We start from the raw sequence: 24,762 nt of genomic DNA on the forward strand, positions 1-24,762 counted from the left end.
AAACCGTCCCGCAGCGTTGATTTCGCTGTAACCGTTCAAACCATTGTCGCCCGAAACGATTAAAGCCCAAAGATCAAATGCCACTGGTGCGGCTGCAATGTGTCTGAACACGCAAACTTTATCGCAGTGCAACAGGGTTAACCCCAACCCCGTTGCCATCGATCCCCGCGGTGACGAACGCGAAATGAAGCTATAGTGTCCTTGATATGAGTGACGTCAACACCGAAACCCAGGCTTCCAACACATTCAATGCCGAAGCCTTCGCCATGAACATCGCGAAAGCGATGGAGACGAGCGGCCAGGCGCTCGCGGCCTATCTCCAGCCGCGCGCGGACGGAGAACCGAAGGACAAGCCGCCCAGCGAAATCGGTGAGGTCATCAAGACATTCTCTGCGGTTGCAGAATACTGGCTTTCGGACCAGAACCGCGCCGCGGAGCTGCAGACCAAATTGGGCAAGGCCTATCTCGACCTCTGGGGCTCGGCCGCGCGCCGCATGGCCGGCGAAGCGGCCAAGCCTGCGATCGAGCCGTCACCGCGCGACAAGCGCTTCAAGGATCCGGAGTGGAGGTCGAACCAGTTCTTCGATTTCGTCCTGCAGCTCTATCTGCTCACCGCGCAATGGGCGCAAGAGCTGGTGAAGAACGCCGAGGGCGTCGATCCGCATACCCGCAAGAAGGCCGAATTCTACGTTCAGCAGATCACCAACGCGATCGCGCCGTCGAATTTCGTTCTCACCAATCCGGAAGTGCTGCGCGAGACGCTGGCTTCGAACGGCGACAATCTCGTTCGCGGCATGAAGATGCTCGCCGAGGACATCGAAGCCGGACGCGGCACGTTGCGCATCCGCCAGTCCGACCCGTCGAATCTCGTCGTCGGCGTCAACATGGCGACGACGCCGGGCAAGGTGATCTTCCAGAACGAGCTGATGCAGCTTATCCAGTACACGCCGGCCACGGAGACGGTGCTGCGCACGCCGCTGCTGATCGTGCCGCCCTGGATCAACAAGTTCTACATTCTCGATCTCAAGCCGGAAAAATCCTACATCAAATGGTGCGTCGACCAGGGCATCACGGTGTTCGTGATCTCCTGGGTCAATCCCGACAAGGAGCTCGGCAAGAAGACCTTCGACGACTACATGAAGCAAGGCCCGCTCACCGCGATGGATGTCATCGAAAAGGTGACGGGCGAGATGAAGGTCCATACCGCCGGCTATTGCGTCGGCGGCACGCTGCTTGCCTCGACGCTGGCCTGGCTCGCCGAGAAACGGCGCCAGCGCGTCACCTCGGCGACGTTCTTTGCGGCGCAGGTCGACTTCACCCACGCCGGCGATCTCTTGGTGTTCGTCGACGAAGATCAGATCTCGACGCTGGAGCGCGAGATGGAAGCTAGGGGCGTTCTCGAAGGCAGCAAGATGGCGATGGCCTTCAACATGCTGCGCTCCAACGACCTGATCTGGTCGTATGTCGTCAGCAACTATCTGAAGGGACAGGCGCCCTCCTCGTTCGACCTGCTGCACTGGAATTCCGACGCCACGCGGATGCCGGCGGCCAACCATTCCTATTACTTGCGCAACTGCTATCTGGAGAACCGGCTCTCTTCCGGCAGCATGGTGCTCGACAACACGCTGCTCGACCTGTCGAAGGTCAAGGTGCCCGTCTACAATCTGGCAACGCGCGAGGATCACATCGCGCCGGCGGATTCGGTGCTCTACGGTTCGCAGTTTTTCGGCGGCCCGGTTAAATATGTGCTGTCCGGATCAGGCCACATCGCAGGCGTGGTGAACCCGCCGGAGGCGGGCAAATACCAGTATTGGACCAACGATAACGTCAAGGACGTCTCGCTCGCCGACTGGATGAAGAACGCGACCGAACACAAGGGTTCGTGGTGGCCGGACTGGCTGCAATGGCTGGAGGGCCTCGACGCCGAGCGCGTGCCCGCGCGCGCCGTCGGCTCCGAGGAGATGCCGCCGATCGAGGACGCGCCCGGCAGCTACGTCAAGGTCCGCGCATAGCGCGGCCGCGGGCGGTTGGGTATAACCCGATATCCCGTGCCGGGAATCGAAATCGATTGAGGGGAGACCGATGACGCAACCAATCACGCGCGAATTGTTCTGGCTGACTCTGACCGTGATTTTGACCGGGCTGATGTGGATCCCCTACATGATCAATCGCTATCAGGTGCGCGGCTTCTCCGGTGGCATGGCCAACCCCTCGCGCAACGACAAGCCGCAATCCGAATGGGCGACGCGGCTGATGTTCGCCCATGACAACGCGGTCGAAAATTTGATCATCTTCGCGCCGCTGGTCTTGATCCTCAACGTCATCGACTATTCCGACAGGTGGACCGTGTTGGCCTGCGCCGTCTATTTCTGGTCGCGTGTCGCGCACCTGATCGTCTACACGCTGGGCCTGCCGATCTTCCGCACGCTGGCCTTCACCGTCGGCTTCCTGGCGCAAGCCGTGCTGGCGCTCGCGATCTTCAGGGTGGTGTGAGACGGCTACCTCGGGCATTCATCGCCCTACATCGTTATCCGGGGCGCCGAAGGGCGAGCTACGGTGTGCGCAATCGCGCACCTGATTCCGGGTTGGCTGTAGCGAGGCCCTTGAGGCGAGAATGCGCATGGAATCCAACAAGGACTTTCTTGAATTCCACGGATTGCCAAAAGAAATCATCCTTTCCATCATCGATCGCGCTCAGTCGCTGGCGACAGCCTGGAACGATCGCGCCATGCCGCAGAGCTTGTCAGGCAAACGTGTTGCCCTCATTGCCGACGATAGTGGATGGAGGAATACGACTGCTTTTGATCTGGGCGTACAGGCCATGGGTGGCATCTGCGTCCAATCGCCAATCAGGTTCAATATCCATGAAACCACGGCGGATTTAGCGAGCTACCTCGACAACTGGTTCGACATTTTGGTTGTCCGCACCAAAGAGCTATCGACCTTGAATGAGCTCGCATCAATTGCCAAAGCTGCCGTGATAAATGCGAGAACGAGGTCCAATCACCCTTGCGAAACACTTGGCGATCTCGCCTATATCCAAAGCAAGAAAGGGACTCTTGAGGGAATGAAAGTCGTTGGCGTTGCTCCGGACGCCAACATCCTCCGATCGTGGGTAGAAGCTTCCATCTCGATGCCTATCCAGGTGAGACAGGTCTATCCGGAAAACTGGCACGTCAAAGACGTCTCCCTATTGGGCCCAAACTTCGCTGCGAGTACTGATCTCGCAGAGCTGTGGGATGCGGACGTTATCATTACCGACTCACGGCCAGGTGACGCCAATGAAGAGCAGATGCGGGAATACCAGATTTCGACGTCTATTCTGGAGAAATGCCGTCCCGACGCCATCTTCCTTCCATGCCCGCCTGTTTCCAGGGAAAAGGAAGTCACCGCTGATGCAATGCGTCATCCGGCTTGCCAGAGTGCCGCTGCAAAGGCTTATCTTCTACACGCGCAAAACGCCCTGCTCGAATGGATCGCCACATAGCCATATGAGCCGCCTGCAGCCATGTGGTGGTTGAGGCCCCTTCCGCATCTCGAATGTCAATGAAAAACCCCGGAGCATCCGCCCCGGGGTTTTTCATTGGCGCTTTGAAACAGCGCTCAGTACTTGGCAACGACCGGCGAATTGAAGTGGTAGTTGATGCCGGTGCGGAAGACGTGCTCGGTAACCGAACGGGTTGTCGTCGCCGGAACCGCGCCGAAGATGAAAGAGTCCGACGTCGAGCCGAGATCGACGTAGAGATATTCGGTCTTCGTCGTCCAGTTCGGGCCCAGCAATCCCAGCAGGTTGAAGGGCGTTTCGATGCCCGCACCCGCGGTCCAGCCGGTATTGGTGTGCGAGAACGATTGCGTCACCGGACCGACGAAGGAGTTGGTGTCGATCTTGGTCTTGATGCTGCCATAAGCGAGACCGCCGGTCGCATAGAACAAGGTCGAGCCGACCGAATAACCCAGCCGTCCGCGAACCGTGCCGAACCATGGCAGGGTGGCATCGTAAGCCGCGCTCACTCCTGCCAGTCCGCATCCCAATACACACGTCTTGTCGTCTTGCAGGGTCGACCCCTGGATATCCGCCTCCAAGCCGAACACCCAGTTAGCGGCCTGCCAGTTGTAGCCCGCCTGCACGCCGCCAATGAAACCGTCGGAGGCCAGATTGAAGGTGTCCACGAACGGGCCCGGCACGCTCAGCGAGCTTCGGTCACGGCCGTATCCGGACCCAAAATTGCCGCCGAGATAGAAACCGCTCCAATTGGCCGCAGCCACCGGCTGGTAATTCGAGTTGCCGCCGATCCGGTAGTTCAGGCCGGCGCGGAAGATGTTTTGGCGGATCTCGGTATTCACGTTGCTTGGGAAGAACAAGGGTGCGGCGAAGTCGGTCCGGTTGCCGAGATTCAGGTAGAGATGTTCGATCTTTCCGGTCCAATTGCCGCCGAGCGCAGCCTCCACACCACTGCCCACCACCCATCCGCCTTGGGTGCGATCGGTTGAAAATGTTACCGGAACCGGACCCGGACCCGATAGAGTTATCGTGGTGTTGACGTTGCCATAGGCAAAGCCGGCCGTCACATAGCTCAGTACCGGTCCTTTGGCCAGGCCGACACGCCCGCGAACGGTACCAAACCAGTCGAGTTCCTGGCTGTAGTTCGTAAGCAAGCCGCCGCCGAAATTCAGATTGGTGCGGTCGTCGCTGAGGCCGGCTCCCTGGAGATCCGCTTCAACACCAAAAACGATCTGCCCGAGGACGGAATTCGTCTGCCAGTTGTATCCGATCTGCCCGCCACCGAACCCGCCTTGAGGCTGCAGGTAAAGCGAATAGTTTTGCCCCGGAAGCGGCTGATGTTGCGTCCTATCGCGTCCGAGTCCCCCTCCGGCGTTGACGCCGACATAGAAGCCGGTCCAGTCGTAGACGGCGGCCAGTGCGGGGGCTTTGGTGGAGGGACGGGCGGCGAGGTCTGCGGCGAGCGTCGGGGCGGATCCCAGGCCAACGAGAGCGGTGGCCAACAGGTACTTCTTCATTTTCATTTACGGCATTCCCAGTCCGGCATTCCCAGCACGTCCGACAAACGTGCTGCCGGTGCTCACCATGTCCTTACCGGATTCGTATCTTAAAGCTGTAGCCGAGCAACCACATCCTTCGGGATTTCTCTCACGCGACGAACTGCGGCATTCCTCAGCCGCTTTTCTTGGCAACGGCGAACAGCATCGACGCCATCTTGTCATCAAATCCTATGACTTCGCCGGTTTCGATCGACAACGAACCCCATCTGCCCGCCACGGCGTAGGTCGCACGCAGCCAGTCCTGCGAGGGATAGTTGTAATAGCGATCGAGCGTATCGCGGCCATCGCCATCGCCTTCCTTGTAACTTGCGAAGAAATAACCCGCAGGCTTTAGCGCGCGCCAAATCCGCGCCAGAACATCCGCAAGTTCCGGCCTGGGCACATGAAGCAGGCAGGCATTGGCCCAAACAGCATCATAGGCCTCGACCTCGTCGAGTTCATGAAACAGCAGCGTCTCGACGGTGCGGCCGAGATGCTTTGACGCGACATCAGCCATTTCCGGCGACCCGTCCGTCGCGCGCACATCGAACCCTCGCGCCAGCATTTCCGCGGTGTCGCCGCCGGCGCCGCAGCCGAGTTCGAGAATAGAGGCGCCCGGCGGAAGCTGCGCCAGAAACGCCGTCAGCCGCGCCTGACGCGAGGTGAACGTGCGTTTGGCATAGGCTTCCGCGTTGCCGCGGTAGAATTGCAGCGTCGTTTCGTCCACCGCAGCACCTCGTGTCACGGGAACAGCGCGATCTGTTCCAGCCCCGCGGTCTCGGGCAGCCCGAACATCAGGTTCATGTTCTGGATCGCCTGTCCGGCCGACCCCTTCACCAGGTTGTCGAGCGTCGAGATGACGATCGCCCGGTTCTTGATGCGATCGGCGACGACGCCGATTTGCACATAGTTGGAGCCGCGCACGTTCTGGGTCTGCGGCAGTACGCCCTTCTTGGCCACATGCACGAAGGGCTCGTTGGCGTAGGCCTGCTCCAGCGCCGCCCGCAAGTCGTCCGGTGTCGCGCCGTTGAGCTTGACATAGGACGTGCAGAGTTCGCCCCGCGCCATCGGAATCAGATGCGGCGTGAAGTTCACCGTCACCGTGGAGCCCGCGGCGACGCCGATCTCCTGCTCGATTTCAGGCGCGTGCCGGTGGGTGCCGACCGAATAGGGCGACAGCCCCTCGCCCGCCTCGCTGAACAGCGTGTTCTGCTTCAGCCCGCGTCCGGCGCCGGTGACGCCCGATTTCGCGTCGATGACGATGTCGTCGACGTCGATCAGCTTGGCTTTCGCCAGCGGCACCAGCGCCAGCAGCGCCGCCGTCGGATAGCAGCCGGGACAGGCGACGAGCCGCGCGGCCGAGATCTTCTCCCGGTAGAACTCGGTGAGGCCATAGACGGCCTCGCCCTGTAGTTCGAGCGCCCGGTGCTCATGGCCGTACCATTGCGCATAGGTGTCCTTGTTGCGCAGCCGGAAATCGGCGGACATGTCGAGGACCTTGATGTCAGGATTGGCCTTGAGGACCGCGGCGATGATGTCCTGCGTGGTGCCGTGCGGCAGCCCGCAGAACACCGCGTCAAGCGTGGTCCAATCGACCTTCTCCCATTCGATGAGCTTTGGCAGATCCAGCATGAAGAAATGCGGAAACACGTCGCCCATCGACTTGCCGGCGTGGGTATTGGCGGTGAGCGCGGTGATCTCGGCATTCGGATGCCGCGCCAACAGGCGCACCGCGTCGGCTCCGGTGTATCCGGAGGCGCCGAGAATGCCGATCTTCTTCTTCGAGCTCATCACGCGTTCCTTTCAGGCGTCATTTGGTTGTCTTGTATCGTTTCGGCGGCGAATGCCAGCGGCCGCGCCGCGCGCATCAGGGCTGCGATTTCGCGCGCGTCCGCGTCGCCTTGCGTGGCGAGCGCTTGTGCCAGCGCCGTATAGTCGGCGTCGGACTTGTGCTGGTTCAGCTTGAAACTGCCTTCGACCTCCTCGACAGTCATCTCAAAGCCCACAATCGCCTTCTTCATCGCCTCCAGCCGCCCGGCCGTCATCTTCGACGACAGCCAGGGCTTTTTCGGCAACAGCCGCTCCTCGAACTTGGCGCTGAGCGTGTCGATCTGATCAGCGAGTTCGTCGTCGGACAGTTTTCGCACCGAACCTGTGAGATGCACCGCCTGATAGAGCCAGGTCGGCACCTGGTCGGCCGAGACATACCAGTCCGGCGACACATAGGTGTCAGCGCCGTTGACGGCCAACAGCCACGGCGTCGTCCCGTCCGCCAGTCCTACCAGCGGATTGTGACGGGCGACATGAAACAGCGCACGCGGCGTGCCGTCATTGGCCGAGGTCAGATAAAACGGCAGCGGCGAGGCGACCGGCTTCTTGCCGTCCCACGCGCAAGCCAAACCGAAGCCGCGCGCTTCCGCAAACGCGAGGCTCGCGGCGCGGTCGGACTTGAACAGTGGTGGCGTATACATCTCAAACTCCTGCTTGACGTAGGAGCCGCCAGTTCAGACCGCGTTTTTCGAAGAAGGGAGAAGCCGCGGGACCCGATCCGGCGGCAGGGGCGACGATCTCAAACGCAGACGTCCGCCCATACCGCGATAGTGCGGCGGCGGCGAGCGATGGTCATGGTCGCGGCGATATTCATGGGCGCGGCTATAAGGCCGCGCCCCTCTGGCGTCAAGTTATGGCTGCCATTCCGGCAATGTCCGGCGTCAGATCACCGGATTCCACGGCGCCGGGACCAGCCGGTAACCGTTGCCGTCCTTCTCGACGAAGCCGTTGGCCGGGAACGGATAGTGGAAGCCCTGGACCCGCATCTTGTCGGCGACCAGCATGTCATAGACCCGGCGGCGGGTCTTTTCCGCCAGCGCCGGATCCTGGTCGAACATCAGGTGCCAGCCCGGATTGGTGGCGAACAACGCCGGGTGGTTGGTGACATCGGACTGGATGAACACCTTGTCGGAGCCTGACGCGAGAACGTAGGAGGTGTGGCCCGGCGTGTGACCGATGGTTTCTACCGCCGTCAGCCCCGGCGCGACTTCCTTGCCCCACTCATAGGGCGTCACCTTCTTCTTCAGCCCGGCCTCGAGCACGCGGCGGGCGTTCTTGAACACGGTCTGCATTCGCCCTTCGGGCGCGCGGCTCATTTCGCCGTCGTCCATGAAGTATTTCCATTCCGTCGCCGGCACGAGCACCTCTGCATTAGGGAATGCCAACGTGTTCTCGGCGGTCAGAAGGCCGTTGATGTGATCGCCGTGGAAATGTGAGATGACAACCAGGTCGACATTCTTGGGATCAATGCCGGCAGCCGCCATGTTGGTTGCGAACTGCCCGACATTGCCCTTGCTCGACGCGAAGGCGGCGGCACCGTTGCCGGTGTCGACCACCACGAGCTTGCCGCCGGTGTTGATGACGAGCGGCGCGAACTGGATCGACACCTTGTCCTTCGGCATGAAGGCCTTCTCGAGCGCCGCGTTGACCTCATCCTTCTTGGCATTGAGCACGAAGGTGTCGGGTAGCGCCATGGTGTTGACGCCGTCGGAGATCGCCGTCACCTGGGCATCGCCCACCTTGTAGCGATAGAAGCTCGGCGCCTGCTTGTCCGCCGCCGGCGCAGCGGCCTTGGCGGGCGCTTGCGACAGCAAGGGCGTAGCGGCGAGCGCAGCGGCTCCCACGAGTGCGTGACGACGTGACAATTCCATGGTGATGTCCTTCCACTGAGACGATGGATTTGGTTCGCGGGATTGACCCGCTTTGAAGCGCGCCCTTGGTTCGGTTGCCGCTGAATCCATCAGCGTTTCTGCGATAGCGCGGCGACGGCAATGCGAAGATGCTCCGGTCGGTCTACGCATCTTGGGAGCTAACACCCCCGTCATCGGCTTATTCCGGCCAGGCTGCCTACGCCACCCGCCACAGCCATTCGGCAAGTTTTCCCATCACGTCGCCGACCAGCAGCAGGGCGGCCGACCAGACCAGCGCCGAGACGAAATTGGCGATCTGGAAAGGCCAGTAGGACATCTCGAAAATGCCGGCGGCGAGCGGCACCGAGGCTCGCAGCGGCCCGAAGAAGCGACCGATGAAGATCGAAGGCACGCCCCATTTTTTCACGAATTCTTCGCCGCGCGGCAGGATCTCGGGATAGCGCGAGAGCGGCCACATCTCGGCGACATGCTCCTTGTACCGGTAGCCGAACCAATAGGAGACCCAGTCGCCGAGCGCCGCGCCCAAGCCGCCGGCCAGCCAGACCGGCCAGAAGCTGATGCCGCTGACGCCGATCAGCGCGCCGATCGCGACCAGCGCGCCCCAGGCCGGCACCAGCAGCGAGACGAAGGCAAGCGATTCGCCGAACGCCAGCACCAGGACGATCGGAGCGGCCCAGACCTGATTGTCACGCACGAAATCGGCCAGAGCGCGCACATAATCATCCATTCCGAGCCCTTTCCGCCCCGATTCCTGTCTTTGAACCCTTCTTACCGGTTCCGCCGGGAAGAACAGGTAAGCCAGCCCCTTCCGCGACATCAAGTCACAAAGCCGGGGGCCGGTGCGTGAACCGACACCGGATGGGCAAGCGGCCTGAGCCAAAGATCTGAGCTGTGGCGATCAGCTCTGGGGCGGCGCTGTCCGCCTCGGCGGACGCGTTACCGACGCACAGCCAACACACGGCGCCGCGAGTGCGGCGGCCAACAGCAATCTGATCATTGGATTTATTCCCCCTGCCCGCCGCAACCTTCACGCAACCTCAGGCTGAAGGCAAGTCCGGGTCACGCCGGCCGGCTTGCTTATTGTTAATCGGACGCGATCCCTTTATTGGCTGCCGCGCCGCCCCCGACGCACCCTGCCCGGTCTGGGCCGTCACTTTTTGAGCCCATCCGTGGCATAGTCACAGCAACCGATTCGCTGCCGCGCGCTGCGCGCAACACCTAAAGAGCCATGTCCAAGCCATTGAAATCAGCTACAAAACCTAAATCCGCCAACGATCTCTTTGGAGCGGAGCCGAAGGGCCGCGCTGCGCCCAAGGCCGCGTCGCGGGCGATCAGCGCCGAGGCCGGCTATACCGCCGCCGACATCGAGGTGCTGGAAGGACTGGAGCCAGTACGGCGCCGCCCCGGCATGTATATCGGCGGCACCGACGAAAAGGCGCTGCACCACCTGTTCGCCGAAGTCATCGACAACGCGATGGACGAGGCGCTGGCCGGGCATGCCTCGTTCATCGAAGTGGAATTGAGCTCCGACGGCTTTCTGACCGTCACCGACAACGGCCGCGGCATCCCGGTCGATCCGCATCCGAAATTTCCGAAGAAGTCCGCGCTCGAAGTCATCATGTGCACGCTGCATTCCGGCGGCAAGTTCGACTCCAAGGTCTACGAGACCTCGGGCGGCCTGCACGGCGTCGGCGTCTCCGTGGTCAACGCCCTCTCCTCGCGGCTCGAGGTAGAAGTCGCGCGCAGCCAAAAGCTCTACCGGATGAGTTTTGAGCGCGGTCACCCCAAGGGCAAGCTCGAGGACCTCGGCAAGATCAACAATCGCCGCGGCACCCGCATCCGCTTCAAGCCGGACACCGACATCTTCGGCGCCAAGGCGGCCTTCAAGCCGCAGCGGCTGTTCAAGATGACGCGCTCGAAAGCCTACCTGTTCGGCGGCGTCGAAATCCGCTGGCGCTGCGATCCCGCGCTGCTCAAGGGCATCGAGGATGTGCCGGCCGAGGATAGCTTCCACTTCCCGGGCGGCCTGAAGGATTATCTCGGCGCCGCCATCCACGCCGACACGCTGGTGCACCCGGATATCTTCTCCGGCAAATCGGGACGCAACGGCGCCCATGGCGCATGTGAATGGGCTGTTGCGTGGACCGCAGATGCCGACGGTTTCCTCTCCTCTTACTGCAACACCGTGCCGACGCCCGACGGCGGCACTCATGAATCCGGCATGCGCAGCGCGATGCTGCGCGGCCTGAAAGACCACGCCGAGCGCATCGGCCAGGGCAAGCGCGCCGCGCCGATCACGTCGGAAGACGTTATGGTGGGCGCCGCCGTAATGCTCTCGGTGTTCGTGCGCGAACCGGAATTCCAGGGCCAGACCAAGGATCGTCTCGCCACGGCAGAAGCACAGAAGATCGTCGAGCAGGCGATCAAGGACCCGTTCGATCACTGGCTGTCGGGCAATCCGCTGCAGGCCAACAAGCTTCTCGACTTCGTCATCGAACGTGCCGACGAGCGGCTGCGCCGCCGCGCCGAGAAGGAAATCTCGCGCAAGACCGCGGTGAAGAAGCTGCGCCTGCCGGGCAAGCTCACCGATTGCACCAATACGGCCGCGGAAGGCTCCGAGCTGTTCATCGTCGAGGGCGACTCGGCCGGCGGCACCGCCAAGCACGCCCGCGACCGAAAGACCCAGGCCGTTCTGCCTCTACGCGGAAAAATCCTCAACGTTGCATCCGCCGGCAAGGACAAGCTCACCGCCAACGCCCAGCTCTCCGACCTGATGCAGGCGATCGGCTGTGGTACGCTTGCGCATTATCGCGAAGAGGATTTGCGCTATTCCCGCATCATCATCATGACCGATGCCGACGTCGACGGCGCGCATATCGCCTCGTTGTTGATTACGTTCTTCTACCGGCTCACGCCGCGGTTGATCGACGAGGGCCACCTCTATCTGGCGGTGCCGCCGCTGTACAAGCTGACCCACGGCAGCAAAACGATCTACGCCCGCGACGACGCCCACAAGGAAGCGCTGCTGAAGAGCGAGTTCAACGCCAATGCCAAGGTGGATGTCAGCCGGTTCAAGGGGCTTGGCGAGATGATGTCGGCCCAGCTCAAGGAAACCACCATGGACCCGGCCAAGCGCACGCTGCTCCGCGTGGTGCTTCTGGCCGACGACCGCGACGGCACCGCCGATTCTGTCGAGCGGCTGATGGGAACCAAGGCCGAGGCCCGGTTCGCGTTCATCTCCGACAAGGCAGAGTTTGCCAGTGACGACCTGCTGGACGTCTAACTTCACTCGTCGAGGCGACTTTCGGGCGATTTCCGGCATTTTTGTCCGGTTAGTGCCCGAATTTGCCCATTTTCCGGGCATTTCCCGGTCATTCGTTTTCCGGTGGCTGTGCTCCCCCCGCAACAGCTTTTTGGGCGGAACTGCGTATAGTCACGACACTGGGTTTTGGGAATCGGGTGCTCGCGCTTCTTAGAGCGATCGAATTTGACGCTTCTGGACTGAGGAATTGGAAATGAAAAAGGTACTGCTCGCTCTGACTGCGCTGGCGGCTTTCACCGGATCGGCCGCTGCGGCTGACCTAGGAGCTCGTCCCTACACCAAGGCTCCGGTGCCGGTCGCGCCGACCTACAACTGGACAGGCTTCTACATCTTCGGTGGCGCCGGCGGCGGCATCTGGTCTGCCAACGGCGGCGTGGATGACACCTTGACGGGGGCTTGCATCGTTTGCACCAACACCCGGACGGGCGGAGATGGCTGGTTCGGCACGGTGGGTGCCGGCTATGATTGGCAGACCGGCCCGTCGTGGGTGGTCGGCATCTTCGGCGACGGTACGTTCGGCAGCCTGAAGGGCAACATCGGGGATGCGGGCGTATTCGCTGGCGGCGCGTCCACGGGTATCGTCGGTACCACTAAGATGGAGACGGCTTGGGCAGCCGGTGCTCGTATCGGCTACCTCGTCGCTCCAAACGTTCTCTCCTATGTCAACGGCGGTTACACCGGGACCTACTGGTCGGGCAGCACGTTGCTGGGCTCCAGCACCGGCACTCCCTCCGGCCTGCACACTGACAGCTTCGAGACCAGCGGCTGGTTCGTCGGCGGCGGCGTCGAGAACAACCTGAACATCTTCGGAATCAACGCTCCCGGCTGGTTCATGAAGACGGAATATCGTGCTGCCTTTCTTGACAGCAAGCGTCTTCAGGAACGGGTCGACGGCACCAACGCGCTGTTCGGCCGCGACATCACCGTCAAGCCCTATGTGCAGACCATCAGCACCTCGCTGGTCTACCGCTTCAACTGGGGTGGCCCTCCGGTCGCCGCAAAGTACTGATCTCTGCTAAATCAGCAGCTCAAGAGCCCCGGCATCGCCCGGGGCTTTTTTGTGCTTTGGTGATAGCCGCCGCCACCGAGCGGCCCGCGCTTGAAGCGGCGCAGATCCGCGTTCCGCGGCCATGCCGCGTAGGCGTCGATCGCGACGGCGATAAGCGCGAGCGTGAGGATGACCGTTCTGCGGCTCATGGTGTCCCCTAGAATGGCGGTGCAATGAGTTCCGGCCTTGCGTCGCAGGCCTGCTTTGTATTCGATCGGAAGCTACGGTCGCCGCCGGCAATGGTTTCCTGCGGCGGCTCACGATAAGCGGCGCGGCGTCCAGGGCCGGAATGGCGACAGGGAGGAAATCCATGGCCAGATCGCTTTCGATCATCGGCTTTCTGGCGCTTGCAATCGGTCTGCTGTGGATCGGTCAGGGCACCGGCGTGATTTCCTGGCCGCCATCGAGCTTCATGATCAATCAGCTGCAATGGGCCGGATACGGCGCGGTGCTCGTCGCCGTCGGCCTGATCCTGATCTGGCAAGGCAACCGCTAGCTGTCGCCGTCATGGCCGGGCTTGTCCCGGCCATCTACGTCTTCAGTCAGTCGCGATCAAGAAAAGACGTGGATGCCCGGGACAAGCCCGGGCATGACGAAGAAAGGACAACCGCCATGAACACAAAACCCTTCGATCTCACCGGCAAGGTAGCCATCGTCACCGGCGGCAATGGCGGCATCGGGCTCGGCATGGCCCGCGGCCTCGCGCAGGCCGGCGCGGCGATCGCAGTGGTGGGCCGCAACGAGGCCAAATCGGCGGCCGCAGTCGCGGAGCTTGCAGAAGGCGGCGCCAAGGCGATTGCAGTCGCGGCCGACGTCACCGACAAGGCAGCAGTCGCTGCCATGGTCAGCCGCGTCGCCGGCGAACTCGGCCGGATCGACATCCTCATCAACAATGCCGGCATCAATATCCGCAAGCCGCCGCACGCGCTCGACATCGCCGAGTGGAACAGCGTGATCCAGACCAACCTCACCAGCGCGTTCCTGTGCTCGCAGGCGGTATATCCCGCCATGAAGGCGGCCGGCGGCGGCAAGATCATCAACATCGGCTCGATGATGTCGATCTTCGGCGCCAGCTTCACGCCGGCCTATGCCGCCAGCAAGGGCGGCATCGTGCAGTTCACCCGTTCCTGCGCCTGCGCCTGGGCGGCCGACAACATCCAGGCCAACGCCGTGCTGCCGGGCTGGATCGATACCGATCTCACCAAACGCGCCCGCAAGGAGATCGATGGCTTGCACGACCGGGTACTGGCGCGCACCCCGGCAGCGCGCTGGGGCGCCATCGATGATTTTGCCGGCATCGCGGTGTTCCTCGCCTCGCCTGCGTCTGACTTCGTCACCGGCACTGCGATTCCCGTCGACGGCGGGTATTCCATTATGGGATAGGCGGTTTTCTCGTTAGGCGCCCTTTAACGCTCCGCGCAAATGCTTCCCAGCCGAAGACGATTTAAAACGCCGCCCGAGCCCGCCGCATCGTTGAAATATCGATGTCTTGCCTGCTTATGAGCCGAAAAGCGGCAGCCAACCGGCGATGTCTTGGTGTGGAAGTGACGAAGATCTGCCACTGTGGCGTGCAGGTGACAGCCTTTCCGACAATTCCCGATTATCAACATAGTCAGGATTCATCGCGGACACTTTGCTTCGTCACTTTATTTAAGGGAAAGATCATGAAGAAAATCACTCTTGCCGCTGCCGCCTTGGTCATGGGCATTGCCAGCGCCTCGGCCGCGGATCTGGCCGCTCGGCCGTACACGAAGGCTCCCGCGCCGATCGCCGCCGTCTATAACTGGACCGGCTTATACATCGGTGCCGACGTCGGTTACGGCTGGGGCCGCTCGACCGGCATCTCGACCAACGCAGCTGGATTTTTCCCGGCCCCCTACAGCATCGACCCGAGCGGCGTTATCGGTGGCGGGTTTGTGGGATACAACTGGCAGGTCAGCAATGTCGTGCTCGGCATCGAGGCGGACTGGCAGGCTGCCGATTTGAACGATTCTGCGATTTTCCCGAATAGCGCTGGGACGCTTTATAACATTGGAACCAGCGTCAAGGATTATGGCTCGGTTAGGGGACGGGTGGGCTTGGCCTTTGATCGCTGGATGGTGTTCGGCACTGCCGGCTGGGCGTGGGGAAGCTGGGATACCTCGTATGGGTTTGCCGGCGCCGCCAATCCCTTTGTAACCATGAATGTCAATTCGAGCGATGGCTGGACGGCCGGCGCCGGCATCGAATACGCCTTCGCCGATAACTGGCTGGGTCGTGTCGAATATCGTTACACCGACCTCGGTCGCGCCAGCTTTGTTTCCCTCCTCACGAACAGTGCGGAAGTCGGAAACCGGGTGACCATCAACGACGTTCGCGTGGGCATCGCCTACAAGTTCGGTGGTCCCGCCCCGGTTGTCGCGAAGTACTGATCTTCGTCAACCCTCGACAGCTCAAAGCCCCGGCATCGTGCGGGGCTTTTTGTTGCGGTCGCGCGGACAACTGCCCCCGTCAACGCACTTGCTCTATCGGCTCTATGATGTCGACCTTCGGGCGCCAGCTCGACGCCGGCCTGTGCCGCCAGCAAGGGCGGCATAGTGCAGTTCATCCGATCCTGCGCCTGGGTGGCCGGCAACATCCAGGCCAACGCCGTGCTGCCGGGCTGGATCGACACCGATTTGACCAAGCGCGCCCGCAAGGAGATCGACGGCCTGCACGACCGGGTGCTGGCGCGAACGCCCGCGGCGCGCTGGGGCGGGATAGACGAATTTGCGGGCATCGCGGTATTTCTATCCTCGGCAGCGTCGGATTTCGTCACGGGCACGGCGCTTCCAATTGATGGCGGCTATTCAATCATGGGGTAGCCAAAGACGGCTTGCCGGATCCTTCGCCTGTACGAAAAAAGCCCCGGCCAAGGCCGGGGCTTTTCCATCGTCTCTGGATTTCAGTACGTGGATCAGTACCTCGCCACGACCGGCGCGGTCGGCCACGGATTGAACTTGTAGCTCACCCGGGCCATCACAGCGTCGACATCCGCATCGACGTTGCGATTGTTGAACGGATTGCAGGTGATCAACGCCAGATTACAATTGTGTTGCTTGCTGTCGAACTCGTAGTGCTTGTAGTCGATGCCGATGATCAGGTTGTCGAGAACCGCGTATTCGGCACCAACGCCGGCATACCAGCCGCCATGCGAAGCGCCGGCATGGTCGAACGTAACGCCGGTCACATTGACGAGGGTCTGGGTGTCGATATCAGCTTGCGCGTAGCCGCCTTGGCCATAAACCATGAAGCGGTTCCAAGCATAACCGACCCGCCCACCGATATACCAGATGTCATTGATACGGCTTTGGCAGGAAAGGCCAGCACCTAGCCCGCAGCGCTCACCGATCAGGCCGGCGCTGCTGGTGGTGTTAAAGCCGTTGTCGAGGGCATTAAAGCCGCCTTCGATACCGAGGACGAAATTGCCCCACTGCTTCTGGATTCCGGCAAAGCCGCCGTAGATCAAAGCGGTGTCGCTGTTACCGGTGCCCCAGAGGAAGGGCGGAGTATTGTAGAGGTCTCCGGCGGTGTCGTGCCAGGCGCCGCCAACCGCGCCGCCGACATAGATACCGGACCAGTCATAGGTAACGACCGGAGGCACCACGGGCGCCTTCGCGATGCGGGCCGGCATGTCTGCGGCGAACGCGCTCACCGCGCTGGCGGCAAGGATGGAAGCAGCGAGTACCACTTTCTTCATTGTCATTCCCCTCTGTAAGTTGCGCCGGCGACCTGCGCGGATGGAGCATCGGAACTGCGGATGAAGCATCGGAAAGCCTGATCAAAATCTACCCGGATTCTGGCTCAAAAACTGTCACCCGGTTGCGACAGTTGCGAGCAATGTGTTCCGACTACATGGAACCGGTTGCATTGGATGGTATAAAAACACCTTCCAAGGTCGCCTAGCAGCTCAACTGCCGGATCGCACGTGCTCGGGCCGCACACCTAAGCCCACAAACCGCGCCGTAATTCCCTGCAGCCAAGGCACGGCGGTGACCAGCCGCATGACGAGCGGAACCCTCAGCGGCTGATTGCCGGGCTTGAGCGCGGCGCTGACGATGTTGTTCTGGACGACGACCTGCATTCGCTGCGTCATCTTCACCGGAAACTCGCGGCGGCGGCGCACGGCGTCGAGTTCTTCCTCCGATGGACACCCGTGCGTCAGCTTCGCTGCCAGCAGATTCGCGGCCGCGACCGCGTCCTGCACCGCGAGGTTGACGCCGACGCCGCCGATCGGCGACATCGCGTGCGCGGCGTCGCCGATGCACAAGAGCCCTGGCCGCGTCCAGCGCTTCAGCCGGTTGACTGCAACCGTCAGCAGCTTGACGTCGTCCCAGCTTTTCACCTCGGCCAGGCCACGCTTGAGGATCGGCGCCATCCGCGCGACGTCGTCGAGCAATGCAGGCAATCCCCTCGCCTTCACGGCGTCATACTGCCCCTTGGGAATGACGAAGGCGCATTGCCAGTAGTCGCCGCGGTTGAAAGTCACCATCATCTTGCCGGGGTCAACCCGCGCGAACAGGTTTTCGCTTTCGTCTCCACGCTTGCCGGCGCGAAACCACAGCACATCCATCGGCGCGCCGATTTCCTCGACTTCGAGGCCAGCGCGTTGGCGCACCAGCGAATGGCGCCCGTCGCAGGCAATGGTCAGGTCCGCCTCGACGTCGATCACGCCATCAGGCGTCCTCGCCGTTACGCCGGTGATGCGCTCGCCGTCACGGATCAGATCGATAGCTTCCGTCGACATCATGACTTTCAGCGATGCAAACCGCTTGCCGCTCTCGCGCAGGAAATTGAGAAAGTCCCACTGCGGCATGAAGGCGATGAAGGGATACTTCGCATGGAGCCGGCTCAGATCGGCGAGCCGCACTTTTTCGCCGCCGAACATCCCCTCCATCTTCTGCAGGCGCTGATGCGGCAGTTTCAGGAAACCTTCGATCAGCCCTAGCTCGTCCATCACCTGCAGCGTCGAGGGATGCACGGTGTCGCCGCGAAAATCGCGGAAGAAATCCGCATGCTTCTCCAGCACCACGACATCGATGCCGGCGCGCCCGAGCAGGTATCCCAACATCATGCCGGCCGGCCCGCCGCCGACGATGCAGCAACGCACCTTCATCGCTCGCTCCGCTCCGATTTGTCCGACGTGCACAATCGACCATCTGCCCCAGACCGGCAACACCCTATGCGGCACGAAAACCGCTGCGCCAAAAGAGTAGTGTGCGTTTTTGATGCGCACTTTTCCACACGAGACCGCGGGTGCAACGAGCACCCGGCATTCCCTGCTCCCTCCGTTGGGAGACAAGTTTGACGCAAACTCGGGCTAAACGCGCCGCGAGAACGCCGACACATATTCGGTTGTCGTCACCCGCCTTGTGCGCAATTGCGCACTGGGGCGGGTGATCCAGTATCCTAGAGACAGCAATGATTGAACCGAGAAGCCGCGGCGTACTGGATACTCCGCGTTCGCGGAGTATGACAGTCATTGTGGCGCCTCGGTATTTCACCGTCATTGCGAGCTAAGCGAAGCAATCCACTCTTTGTTTGTGCGGCTAAATGGATTGCTTCGCAGAGCCTGTCATCCGGCGGCGCTTTGCACCGACCGGGTGGCTCGCGATGACGCGGATAGGCCGCAGCGGAGCACTACCGCCGAAAACTCTTGATCTCCGAGACGCTGCCGTCGCGGTAGGTCAGTTCCACCGAGACCGATTTGGTCGCCGGCGTGAGCTTCAAATAGGGCTGCGCGTCGTGCGGAATGACACTGGGATCCCTGGGATCGCAGGGCGGCATTTTCAACACCTTGTCGGGCACCGTGCTGTCGATGCCGACGCGTACTTCGCGGATCGCGCAGCGATAGGACATCAGGTGCGTATAGTAGACCAGAAGCCCGTTGTATTCGCGGAACGACAGCCAGCTCGTCGCAGTCATGTCGAGGATCTTGCGCTGGTCGCGGATCAGCGCGGCCTCGGGATCGAACCGGATCGGGAATGGCCCTTGCAGCTCGCCATTGGTATCGACATAGCGGACCTGGATGATGGCCGCAGGTGCATCGGCCGGCAGTTCGATCGACGGATTGGGCATCCGCTTGCGGGTCCGCGGGTCGAGCGTATCCATGAAGCCGGTCTCGCGGAAATCGCCGCCCTCTCCAATCCGCCAGGAAATGCCGAGCGTCGGGTCGGCAATCGAGAACACCACGGTCCAGCCGCCATTGTGACGCGAGAACATCGCGATCGGCGCGTTGACGGAATCGTTCTGCGGCTTGAGTTGCTGCACCGGCGGCAACGCCGCCAGCTTCTGCAACGGCTCGGCGGGCTTCGCCGCCACTTCCGCCGGGCCTTTCGCAATGCCGTTGAGGAACACGTCGTCGACCATCTGGTCGAAATAGACCGGGATCTGCTTGTGACGAACCGTCTCTGCCAGTTCGCTGACCGAGCGCCGCGTGCGCTGCGCGACCTGAACGAGGTTCGCGCCGGGCTGCGTCAATTCCTTGGAGAAGGTTCGCGTGAACACCGAATTGGGATTGGCGTCGTCATTGGAAAGCCGGTCGAGCGCGGTCTGCCGCGGCCCCGCAGAGAAGATCGAGAACACGCCTTCCGGCAATTGCGTCATCGGCGCAAGGCCGCCGCCACCCGCCACCGCACGCGTGCCCGCGCGTTCGAACGGATTGTTGCGGCAGGCATCAAACACCAAAATGGCGGTGCGCACTTTCCGGTTTTGCAGCCGCTCGATGATGCGGTCGGCCAGGATCGAAGCGTCGCGCACCAGCTCTTCCTGGCCTTCGGTCGCCGCCGGCACGTCAGTCGGCAGCAGGAAATTCTGGCCGGCGATTTCAAAACCGTGGCCGGCATAGAAGAAGAACGCGGTGTCGCCGGCGTCGACCGCCTTGTCGAAGGCCAGCAACGTCTGGCTGAACGCCTGCCGGTTCTGGTTTTCCGCCACCATCACCGTGAAGCCGAGCTGCTTGAGCGTATCGCCCATGGTGCGGGCGTCGTTGACCGCCTTCTGCAGCCTGGGCACGTTCCGGTAGTCGTTGTTGCCGACCACGAGCGCAACGCGCTTTTCGGCATAGGCCGGGACCGCGAAGGCCGCCATGCAAGCTGCAAGGCCCGTCACCGCGAGCAATCTGGAAAGCCAACCCTTCATCGAAATCCCCCAGCGCACGAATGGTCCTGGTTCAGGCCGTGCAAAGCCGCTTCATGCCATAGTCAGCATCCCGATGCCCACGGTTCAACGGCTCCGGTTGATAGGAATACAGCGGCTCGGTTTGACGGCCAAATGACGGTTTTCGCCGTTATTTGTGCGAAAACATTAAGCTTTTTCGCTATATGGTCAGTTCCCAGATTGACTTTGGCCATTTCGACCCTATGTTCGCGCTCAACGCGGCCTTGGATCGAAACGCGATTCTTTAGGTTAGCCGCTCGTCTGCGTAAGTCAGAGCCCCCAGCTTTTCAAAGCGCGCCGTTTCGGGGCAAAACGCGACAGCCTTTTTACCCTCGATTCCGAACGGCGGTGTCGACTAGAGGCTCAATGTCTTTTTCCCATCTCGGACTTTCCGATAAGGTCCTCGCCGCAGTTGCGGCCACCGGCTACACTACCCCTACCCCCATCCAGGAACAGGCGATCCCCCACGTTCTGGCCCGCCGCGACGTTCTCGGCATCGCCCAGACCGGCACCGGCAAAACCGCCGCCTTCGTCCTGCCCATGCTCACACTTCTGGAAAAGGGCCGCGCCCGGGCTCGGATGCCCCGCACCCTGATCCTTGAACCGACCCGCGAACTCGCCGCCCAGGTCAAAGAGAATTTCGACAAATACGGCGCCGGCCAGAAACTCAACGTCGCACTCCTGATCGGCGGCGTCTCGTTCGGCGACCAGGACAGTAAGCTGACCCGCGGCGTCGACGTCTTGATCGCAACCCCCGGCCGCCTGCTCGACCACACCGAGCGCGGCGGTCTCCTGCTTACCGGCGTCGAACTGCTGGTCATCGACGAAGCCGACCGCATGCTGGACATGGGCTTCATCCCCGACATCGAACGGATCTGCAAGCTGGTGCCGTTCACGCGGCAAACCCTGTTCTTCACCGCGACGATGCCGCCGGAAATCAGCCGCATCAGCGAAACCTTCCTGCACAATCCCGAACGGATCGAAGTTTCGAAGCCCGCCACGACTGCGACAGGCGTGTCGCAGTTCCAGGTTCGCGGCGGTCGCGAGCCGCACGAGAAGCGTGAGTTGCTTCGCTGCCTCCTGCGCGACGCCAAGGACCTCAACAACGCGATCATCTTCTGCAATCGCAAGCGCGAAGTCGCCGTCGTTTACAAATCGCTGCAGAAACACGGCTTCAGCGTCGGCGCCCTGCATGGCGACATGGATCAGTCGGCGCGCACCGCGGCGCTCGATCAATTCCGCAAGGGCGAGATTCCGTTGCTGGTGGCCTCCGACGTCGCCGCCCGCGGCCTCGACATTCCCGCCGTCAGCCACGTCTTCAATTTCGACGTGCCGCATCATGCCGACGATTACGTGCACCGCATCGGCCGTACCGGACGCGCCGGTCGCGCCGGCACCGCGATCTCGATCGTCACCTCGCTCGACAGCAAATCGATCGCTGCGATCGAACGGTTGATCGGGCAAACCATTCCGCCCGCCGAAGGCGATTACGCCGTACACCCGGATGCATCCGGCGAGACCGATCAGCCGCGCGAACATCGCTCACGCGAGGGCTCCCGGGACGGTTCGCGCGGAGGCCGCAAACCGCGCCGCGAACGCGAGCCGCGACAGCCCAAAACGGCCGATCGCGAACCGCGGCAGGCCAAGGGTGCTGGCCGCAGCGCCAAGCCCCAGCCGGAGTCGCCGGCCGCACTCTTCACGCCGCCGGCTTCTGCACAGCCTTCGCGCGTGCCCTCGATCGGCCGGCCCGAGCCGCGGCGTGCCCAGCGCGAGGTCGAATCGGAGCCCGCCGATCACTCGCACCTTCCCGCATTCCTGTTGCGGCCCGTGCGCGCCCGCGTCTGATTGGACGTCGATATCGACGTCGATCCTTGCGGCCGGAAGCATTTACCGGCCGTTCATCCTCCTCCGTTAACTTGGCAGCATAATTTAAATCATTGCCGCACGGCAACGACCGGCGCTGCTCGCTATTGGGGACGGGATCAGTGGTCAAGCTGCTGGACGAACACGAACGCACGATGGCGTTTGCCGAAGTCGCATTGGGCCAGATCAAATCCCTCCGGCAGACCGCCGTCCCGCGCAACTATGAAATCTGGTACGTCTACGCGACCGGATACAACGCCCCCCTCAACAAGATCATCAACGAGACGCTGGCGCGCAACGGCAGGCTGAGCGAGTCAGATCTCGAACAGATCTACGAAACCTATCTGTCCCACATCAAGGCCTCCGACCGCATCGACAAGGTCGGTGCGCGCGTGATCGGCGAGATCGACGACGTGATGGCCCTCATCACCGAGGCGCTCGGCATGTCGGAGAGCTACGACGCCAAGCTGAGCGGCGCCAACGAGAAACTCAGGAATGCCAAGAGCCGCGATCAGATCAAGGCAATCGTCGACGGCCTGGTGAAGTCAACCCGCGAGATGCGCGACACCAACAAGGCGCTGGAAAACCGGCTGTCGCTGTCGAGGACCGAGATCAGCAACCTCCAGCACAGCCTCGAGGCGATCCGCACCGAGAGCCTGACCGATCCACTGACCGGATTGGGCAACCGCAAATATTTCGACCGCTCGATCGAGATGGCGGTGCAGACGGCGCTGGCGAACGGCGAACCGCTGTCGCTGTTGATGTTCGACATCGACCATTTCAAATCGTTCAACGATTCCTACGGCCATCTCACGGGCGATCAGGTGCTGCGGCTGGTTGCGATGTCGTTGAAGCAAACCATCAAGGGCCAGGACATCACCGCCCGCTACGGCGGTGAGGAGTTCGCGGTCGTGCTGCCCAATACCGGGCTGCGCCAGGCGCTGACGGTCGCCGACCACATCCGGCGCGCGGTAATGGCGAAGGAATTGAAGAAGAAGTCGACCGGCGAGATTCTCGGGCGCGTCACCATCTCGGTCGGCGTCTCCATGCTCAAGCCGGACGACGACACGGATTCATTGATCGAACGCGCCGATGCGTGCCTGTACGCAGCCAAGCGCAACGGCCGCAACCGCGTGATCTGCGAAGTCGATCCCGAATACGCCGACGAGACTCGCATCCAGGTCGCGTAATGGGATGGGAACTATCGGCGCGGCGCCTTCGCCTTTGTCGCCGGCTTCCTCGCCACCGGATTCTTCGTCGGCGCCTTACGGCCCGCAGCCGGCTTGGTCGCGGCCCGCTTCGCTGCCTGACGCGCCTTGGGACGCTTGCGCAAAGCGGCGCGCTGCGCCGCCGCCAGTGCGGCCCTCGCCCATTCCGCTAATTCCTCGGAATCGTCAAACAGACGCGCCGGCAATTGCCAGTAGGAGTTCACGGTGACCGTCTTGGCCCGCGTCTGGTACTGGAATGGTGTCGATCCCTCGGCTTCGAATTGCGGGATCGTTTGTTCGTCGGCGCGAAGATAAAGCCCGGCGCGCAGCGCGAGCGCGAAGTTGGTGCCGTCGGCGGAGATGCCGAAGCCGGAAAACATCTTGCGGATGGTGACCGGGCCGAAATCGGCGAACAGATCGATCAGGAAATCACGGTCCATCGCTCACCGCCCCCGGCGATGCGGTTGTTAGCCCTTCGCCGGCGTCAGTTGCACCGACTCGCCGCAGCCACAGGCCGAGACCTGGTTCGGGTTGTTGAAGATGAACTGGGCCTGCATCTTGTCGGCCTTGTAGTCCATCTCGGTGCCGAGCAGGAACAAGACCGCCTTGGGGTCGACCAGGATTTTCACGCCCTTGTCCTCGACCACTTCGTCGGTCGGACGGACCTCATGGGCATATTCCACCGTGTACGACTGCCCGGCGCAGCCGCCGTTTTTGATCCCGACGCGCAAGCCGACGATCTCGGAATCGGCGCGCTTGGTCAGCTCCGTGATCCGCGCAGCCGCCGCCTCGGTCAGTTTCATGACCTGCGGGCGCGGCCGCGGCTTCGGCTTGGAAGACTGTACGGTGGTATCCATTGCACTCGATCTCCCGCGTCGCATTGTGGCGACGAGCTATCATGGCATTAAAATAACAACGAAAATCCCGCTGTGAAGGCCTCTCGTCATGAACTCGATCAGAACCCGTCGAAACCAGCCGCAAGTATCCTAGTAAATCGCCCAAATTCCCGGTGTTGCCAATTCCAGCAGGTGATTGTCCGGGTCGCGGAAGTAGACGCTCTTGCCGCCGCGCGGCCAGTCCGTCCTGCCTTCGATCGCCACTTGGTGCTCGCCAAGCGACTTTTCCCAAACCGGCAACTCGGCTGCCTCGACGGCAAAGGCCAAGTGAATGGGGCCACTGCCGTCATGCGGCGGAATGGTGCCGCCGGGGAGCTGGATCGTCTCAGGTGTCGAGCCGCGGAGAAACAGCAGCAGCACGCTCCGGCCGCCGATATCGTACGCCAGAAACCGCGAGTCTGCAGTCAGTGGCACAAGCCCGAGCACCTTCTCGTAAAACGCGCGGGCGCGGTCGAGGTCATCGACATAAAGCGCGGTCTCGATGACACCGGATAGTTTAGGCAACGGG

Annotated in this window: 23 protein-coding genes and 1 pseudogene; 11 read left to right on the forward strand and 13 right to left on the reverse strand. The window is 62.0% G+C overall.

The window, feature by feature from the left end:
- The first annotated feature begins 206 nt into the window (after positions 1–206).
- The 3 genes from phaC to GWE18_RS17325 all read left to right on the forward strand — a co-directional run bounded on the left by phaC (position 207) and on the right by GWE18_RS17325 (position 3,487).
- Positions 207–2,012 (forward strand): class I poly(R)-hydroxyalkanoic acid synthase, encoded by a 1,806-nt coding sequence (gene phaC / locus GWE18_RS17315; RefSeq protein WP_275186901.1) that lies wholly within the window; start codon positions 207–209, stop codon positions 2,010–2,012.
- 82 nt (positions 2,013–2,094) lie between these two features.
- Complete coding sequence (locus tag GWE18_RS17320) at positions 2,095–2,493, forward strand: MAPEG family protein (protein WP_275187011.1); 399 nt, start codon at positions 2,095–2,097, stop codon at positions 2,491–2,493.
- A 121-nt stretch (positions 2,494–2,614) separates the two neighbouring features.
- A complete protein-coding gene (locus GWE18_RS17325) occupies positions 2,615–3,487 on the forward strand; it encodes an ornithine carbamoyltransferase (protein WP_275186902.1) in 873 nt (290 codons plus the stop codon).
- Positions 3,488–3,603: 116 nt separating this feature from the next.
- On the opposite strand, the gene GWE18_RS17330 is transcribed toward GWE18_RS17325, so the two are convergent.
- From GWE18_RS17330 to GWE18_RS17355, 6 genes are all read right to left on the reverse strand, one after another.
- On the reverse strand, positions 3,604–5,019 hold the full coding sequence (locus tag GWE18_RS17330) for an outer membrane beta-barrel protein (RefSeq protein WP_275187012.1): 1,416 nt from the start codon (positions 5,017–5,019) through the stop codon (positions 3,604–3,606).
- Positions 5,020–5,173: 154 nt separating this feature from the next.
- Positions 5,174–5,767 carry a class I SAM-dependent methyltransferase gene (locus GWE18_RS17335; RefSeq protein WP_275186903.1) on the reverse strand — a complete coding sequence of 198 codons (594 nt, stop codon included), beginning with the start codon at positions 5,765–5,767 and terminating at the stop codon, positions 5,174–5,176.
- Between the two features lie 14 nt (positions 5,768–5,781).
- A complete protein-coding gene (gene argC, locus GWE18_RS17340; protein WP_275186904.1) occupies positions 5,782–6,831 on the reverse strand; it encodes an N-acetyl-gamma-glutamyl-phosphate reductase in 1,050 nt (349 codons plus the stop codon).
- Positions 6,831–7,511 carry an FMN-binding negative transcriptional regulator gene (locus GWE18_RS17345; protein WP_275186905.1) on the reverse strand — a complete coding sequence of 227 codons (681 nt, stop codon included), beginning with the start codon at positions 7,509–7,511 and terminating at the stop codon, positions 6,831–6,833. Before GWE18_RS17345 ends, argC begins: the two co-directional genes overlap by 1 nt.
- Before the next feature lie 240 nt (positions 7,512–7,751).
- The gene (locus tag GWE18_RS17350; RefSeq protein WP_275186906.1) at positions 7,752–8,741 is read right to left on the reverse strand and encodes an MBL fold metallo-hydrolase; all 990 of its coding nucleotides are present in this window, start codon (positions 8,739–8,741) and stop codon (positions 7,752–7,754) included.
- A gap of 196 nt (positions 8,742–8,937) precedes the next feature.
- Positions 8,938–9,468: a DedA family protein gene (locus GWE18_RS17355; RefSeq protein ID WP_275186907.1), complete on the reverse strand. Its 531-nt coding sequence runs from the start codon at positions 9,466–9,468 to the stop codon at positions 8,938–8,940.
- A 501-nt stretch (positions 9,469–9,969) separates the two neighbouring features.
- Between GWE18_RS17355 and parE the strand changes: the two genes are divergently transcribed.
- Positions 9,970–12,024, forward strand: coding sequence for a DNA topoisomerase IV subunit B (parE, locus tag GWE18_RS17360; RefSeq protein ID WP_275186908.1), 2,055 nt, complete (start codon positions 9,970–9,972; stop codon positions 12,022–12,024).
- Between the two features lie 232 nt (positions 12,025–12,256).
- On the forward strand, positions 12,257–13,072 hold the full coding sequence (locus tag GWE18_RS17365) for a porin family protein (RefSeq protein WP_275186909.1): 816 nt from the start codon (positions 12,257–12,259) through the stop codon (positions 13,070–13,072).
- Positions 13,073–13,083: 11 nt separating this feature from the next.
- Here GWE18_RS17365 and GWE18_RS17370 read toward each other — a convergent pair whose 3' ends face one another.
- A complete protein-coding gene (locus GWE18_RS17370) occupies positions 13,084–13,260 on the reverse strand; it encodes a hypothetical protein (protein ID WP_275186911.1) in 177 nt (58 codons plus the stop codon).
- Positions 13,261–13,421: 161 nt separating this feature from the next.
- Here GWE18_RS17370 and GWE18_RS17375 point away from each other — a divergent pair, with 161 nt between their 5' ends.
- The 4 genes and pseudogenes from GWE18_RS17375 to GWE18_RS17390 all read left to right on the forward strand — a co-directional run.
- Positions 13,422–13,607 carry a hypothetical protein gene (locus GWE18_RS17375; RefSeq protein WP_275186912.1) on the forward strand — a complete coding sequence of 62 codons (186 nt, stop codon included), beginning with the start codon at positions 13,422–13,424 and terminating at the stop codon, positions 13,605–13,607.
- A gap of 116 nt (positions 13,608–13,723) precedes the next feature.
- A complete protein-coding gene (locus GWE18_RS17380; RefSeq protein ID WP_275186913.1) occupies positions 13,724–14,494 on the forward strand; it encodes a glucose 1-dehydrogenase in 771 nt (256 codons plus the stop codon).
- Between the two features lie 101 nt (positions 14,495–14,595).
- Positions 14,596–15,522 (forward strand): outer membrane protein, encoded by a 927-nt coding sequence (locus GWE18_RS17385; protein ID WP_275186914.1) that lies wholly within the window; start codon positions 14,596–14,598, stop codon positions 15,520–15,522.
- A 92-nt stretch (positions 15,523–15,614) separates the two neighbouring features.
- A pseudogene (locus tag GWE18_RS17390) lies at positions 15,615–15,954 on the forward strand (SDR family oxidoreductase); the annotation flags it as partial.
- Between the two features lie 92 nt (positions 15,955–16,046).
- Here the strand turns inward: GWE18_RS17390 and GWE18_RS17395 are convergent.
- The 3 genes from GWE18_RS17395 to GWE18_RS17405 form a co-directional block, all read right to left on the reverse strand.
- The gene (locus GWE18_RS17395) at positions 16,047–16,829 is read right to left on the reverse strand and encodes an outer membrane beta-barrel protein (protein ID WP_275186915.1); all 783 of its coding nucleotides are present in this window, start codon (positions 16,827–16,829) and stop codon (positions 16,047–16,049) included.
- 210 nt (positions 16,830–17,039) lie between these two features.
- On the reverse strand, positions 17,040–18,245 hold the full coding sequence (locus GWE18_RS17400) for an FAD-dependent oxidoreductase (protein ID WP_275186916.1): 1,206 nt from the start codon (positions 18,243–18,245) through the stop codon (positions 17,040–17,042).
- Positions 18,246–18,769: 524 nt separating this feature from the next.
- Complete coding sequence (locus GWE18_RS17405; protein ID WP_275187013.1) at positions 18,770–20,218, reverse strand: caspase family protein; 1,449 nt, start codon at positions 20,216–20,218, stop codon at positions 18,770–18,772.
- A 435-nt stretch (positions 20,219–20,653) separates the two neighbouring features.
- On the opposite strand from GWE18_RS17405, the gene GWE18_RS17410 reads away from it, so the two are divergent.
- Together GWE18_RS17410 and GWE18_RS17415 are read left to right on the forward strand one after the other, a co-directional pair.
- Complete coding sequence (locus GWE18_RS17410; protein ID WP_275186917.1) at positions 20,654–22,132, forward strand: DEAD/DEAH box helicase; 1,479 nt, start codon at positions 20,654–20,656, stop codon at positions 22,130–22,132.
- A 140-nt stretch (positions 22,133–22,272) separates the two neighbouring features.
- Complete coding sequence (locus GWE18_RS17415; RefSeq protein WP_275186918.1) at positions 22,273–23,340, forward strand: GGDEF domain-containing protein; 1,068 nt, start codon at positions 22,273–22,275, stop codon at positions 23,338–23,340.
- Between the two features lie 11 nt (positions 23,341–23,351).
- On the opposite strand, the gene GWE18_RS17420 is transcribed toward GWE18_RS17415, so the two are convergent.
- From GWE18_RS17420 to GWE18_RS17430, 3 genes are all read right to left on the reverse strand, one after another.
- The gene (locus GWE18_RS17420; protein WP_275186919.1) at positions 23,352–23,798 is read right to left on the reverse strand and encodes a TfoX/Sxy family protein; all 447 of its coding nucleotides are present in this window, start codon (positions 23,796–23,798) and stop codon (positions 23,352–23,354) included.
- Positions 23,799–23,825: 27 nt separating this feature from the next.
- Complete coding sequence (locus tag GWE18_RS17425) at positions 23,826–24,215, reverse strand: iron-sulfur cluster assembly accessory protein (protein ID WP_275186920.1); 390 nt, start codon at positions 24,213–24,215, stop codon at positions 23,826–23,828.
- Positions 24,216–24,344: 129 nt separating this feature from the next.
- Positions 24,345–24,758 (reverse strand): VOC family protein, encoded by a 414-nt coding sequence (locus tag GWE18_RS17430; protein WP_275186921.1) that lies wholly within the window; start codon positions 24,756–24,758, stop codon positions 24,345–24,347.
- Positions 24,759–24,762 lie beyond the last annotated feature (4 nt).

It is taken from the genome of Bradyrhizobium sp. CSA112, from assembly GCF_029051645.1.
Classification (GTDB): domain Bacteria; phylum Pseudomonadota; class Alphaproteobacteria; order Rhizobiales; family Xanthobacteraceae; genus Bradyrhizobium.

Excerpts from the sequence above, each read along its gene's own strand:
- phaC (WP_275186901.1), top strand. The coding sequence starts at position 207 with ATGAGTGACGTCAACACCGAAACCCAGGCTTCCAACACATTCAATGCC.
- GWE18_RS17325 (WP_275186902.1), top strand. The coding sequence starts at position 2,615 with ATGCGCATGGAATCCAACAAGGACTTTCTTGAATTCCACGGATTGCCA.
- GWE18_RS17330 (WP_275187012.1), bottom strand. The coding sequence starts at position 5,019 with ATGAAGAAGTACCTGTTGGCCACCGCTCTCGTTGGCCTGGGATCCGCC.
- argC (WP_275186904.1), bottom strand. The coding sequence starts at position 6,831 with ATGAGCTCGAAGAAGAAGATCGGCATTCTCGGCGCCTCCGGATACACC.
- GWE18_RS17345 (WP_275186905.1), bottom strand. The coding sequence starts at position 7,511 with ATGTATACGCCACCACTGTTCAAGTCCGACCGCGCCGCGAGCCTCGCG.
- GWE18_RS17350 (WP_275186906.1), bottom strand. The coding sequence starts at position 8,741 with ATGGAATTGTCACGTCGTCACGCACTCGTGGGAGCCGCTGCGCTCGCC.
- GWE18_RS17355 (WP_275186907.1), bottom strand. The coding sequence starts at position 9,468 with ATGGATGATTATGTGCGCGCTCTGGCCGATTTCGTGCGTGACAATCAG.
- parE (WP_275186908.1), top strand. The coding sequence starts at position 9,970 with ATGTCCAAGCCATTGAAATCAGCTACAAAACCTAAATCCGCCAACGAT.
- GWE18_RS17365 (WP_275186909.1), top strand. The coding sequence starts at position 12,257 with ATGAAAAAGGTACTGCTCGCTCTGACTGCGCTGGCGGCTTTCACCGGA.
- GWE18_RS17370 (WP_275186911.1), bottom strand. The coding sequence starts at position 13,260 with ATGAGCCGCAGAACGGTCATCCTCACGCTCGCGCTTATCGCCGTCGCG.
- GWE18_RS17375 (WP_275186912.1), top strand. The coding sequence starts at position 13,422 with ATGGCCAGATCGCTTTCGATCATCGGCTTTCTGGCGCTTGCAATCGGT.
- GWE18_RS17380 (WP_275186913.1), top strand. The coding sequence starts at position 13,724 with ATGAACACAAAACCCTTCGATCTCACCGGCAAGGTAGCCATCGTCACC.
- GWE18_RS17385 (WP_275186914.1), top strand. The coding sequence starts at position 14,596 with ATGTCTTGCCTGCTTATGAGCCGAAAAGCGGCAGCCAACCGGCGATGT.
- GWE18_RS17395 (WP_275186915.1), bottom strand. The coding sequence starts at position 16,829 with ATGAAGAAAGTGGTACTCGCTGCTTCCATCCTTGCCGCCAGCGCGGTG.
- GWE18_RS17400 (WP_275186916.1), bottom strand. The coding sequence starts at position 18,245 with ATGAAGGTGCGTTGCTGCATCGTCGGCGGCGGGCCGGCCGGCATGATG.
- GWE18_RS17405 (WP_275187013.1), bottom strand. The coding sequence starts at position 20,218 with ATGGCGGCCTTCGCGGTCCCGGCCTATGCCGAAAAGCGCGTTGCGCTC.
- GWE18_RS17410 (WP_275186917.1), top strand. The coding sequence starts at position 20,654 with ATGTCTTTTTCCCATCTCGGACTTTCCGATAAGGTCCTCGCCGCAGTT.
- GWE18_RS17420 (WP_275186919.1), bottom strand. The coding sequence starts at position 23,798 with ATGGACCGTGATTTCCTGATCGATCTGTTCGCCGATTTCGGCCCGGTC.
- GWE18_RS17425 (WP_275186920.1), bottom strand. The coding sequence starts at position 24,215 with ATGGATACCACCGTACAGTCTTCCAAGCCGAAGCCGCGGCCGCGCCCG.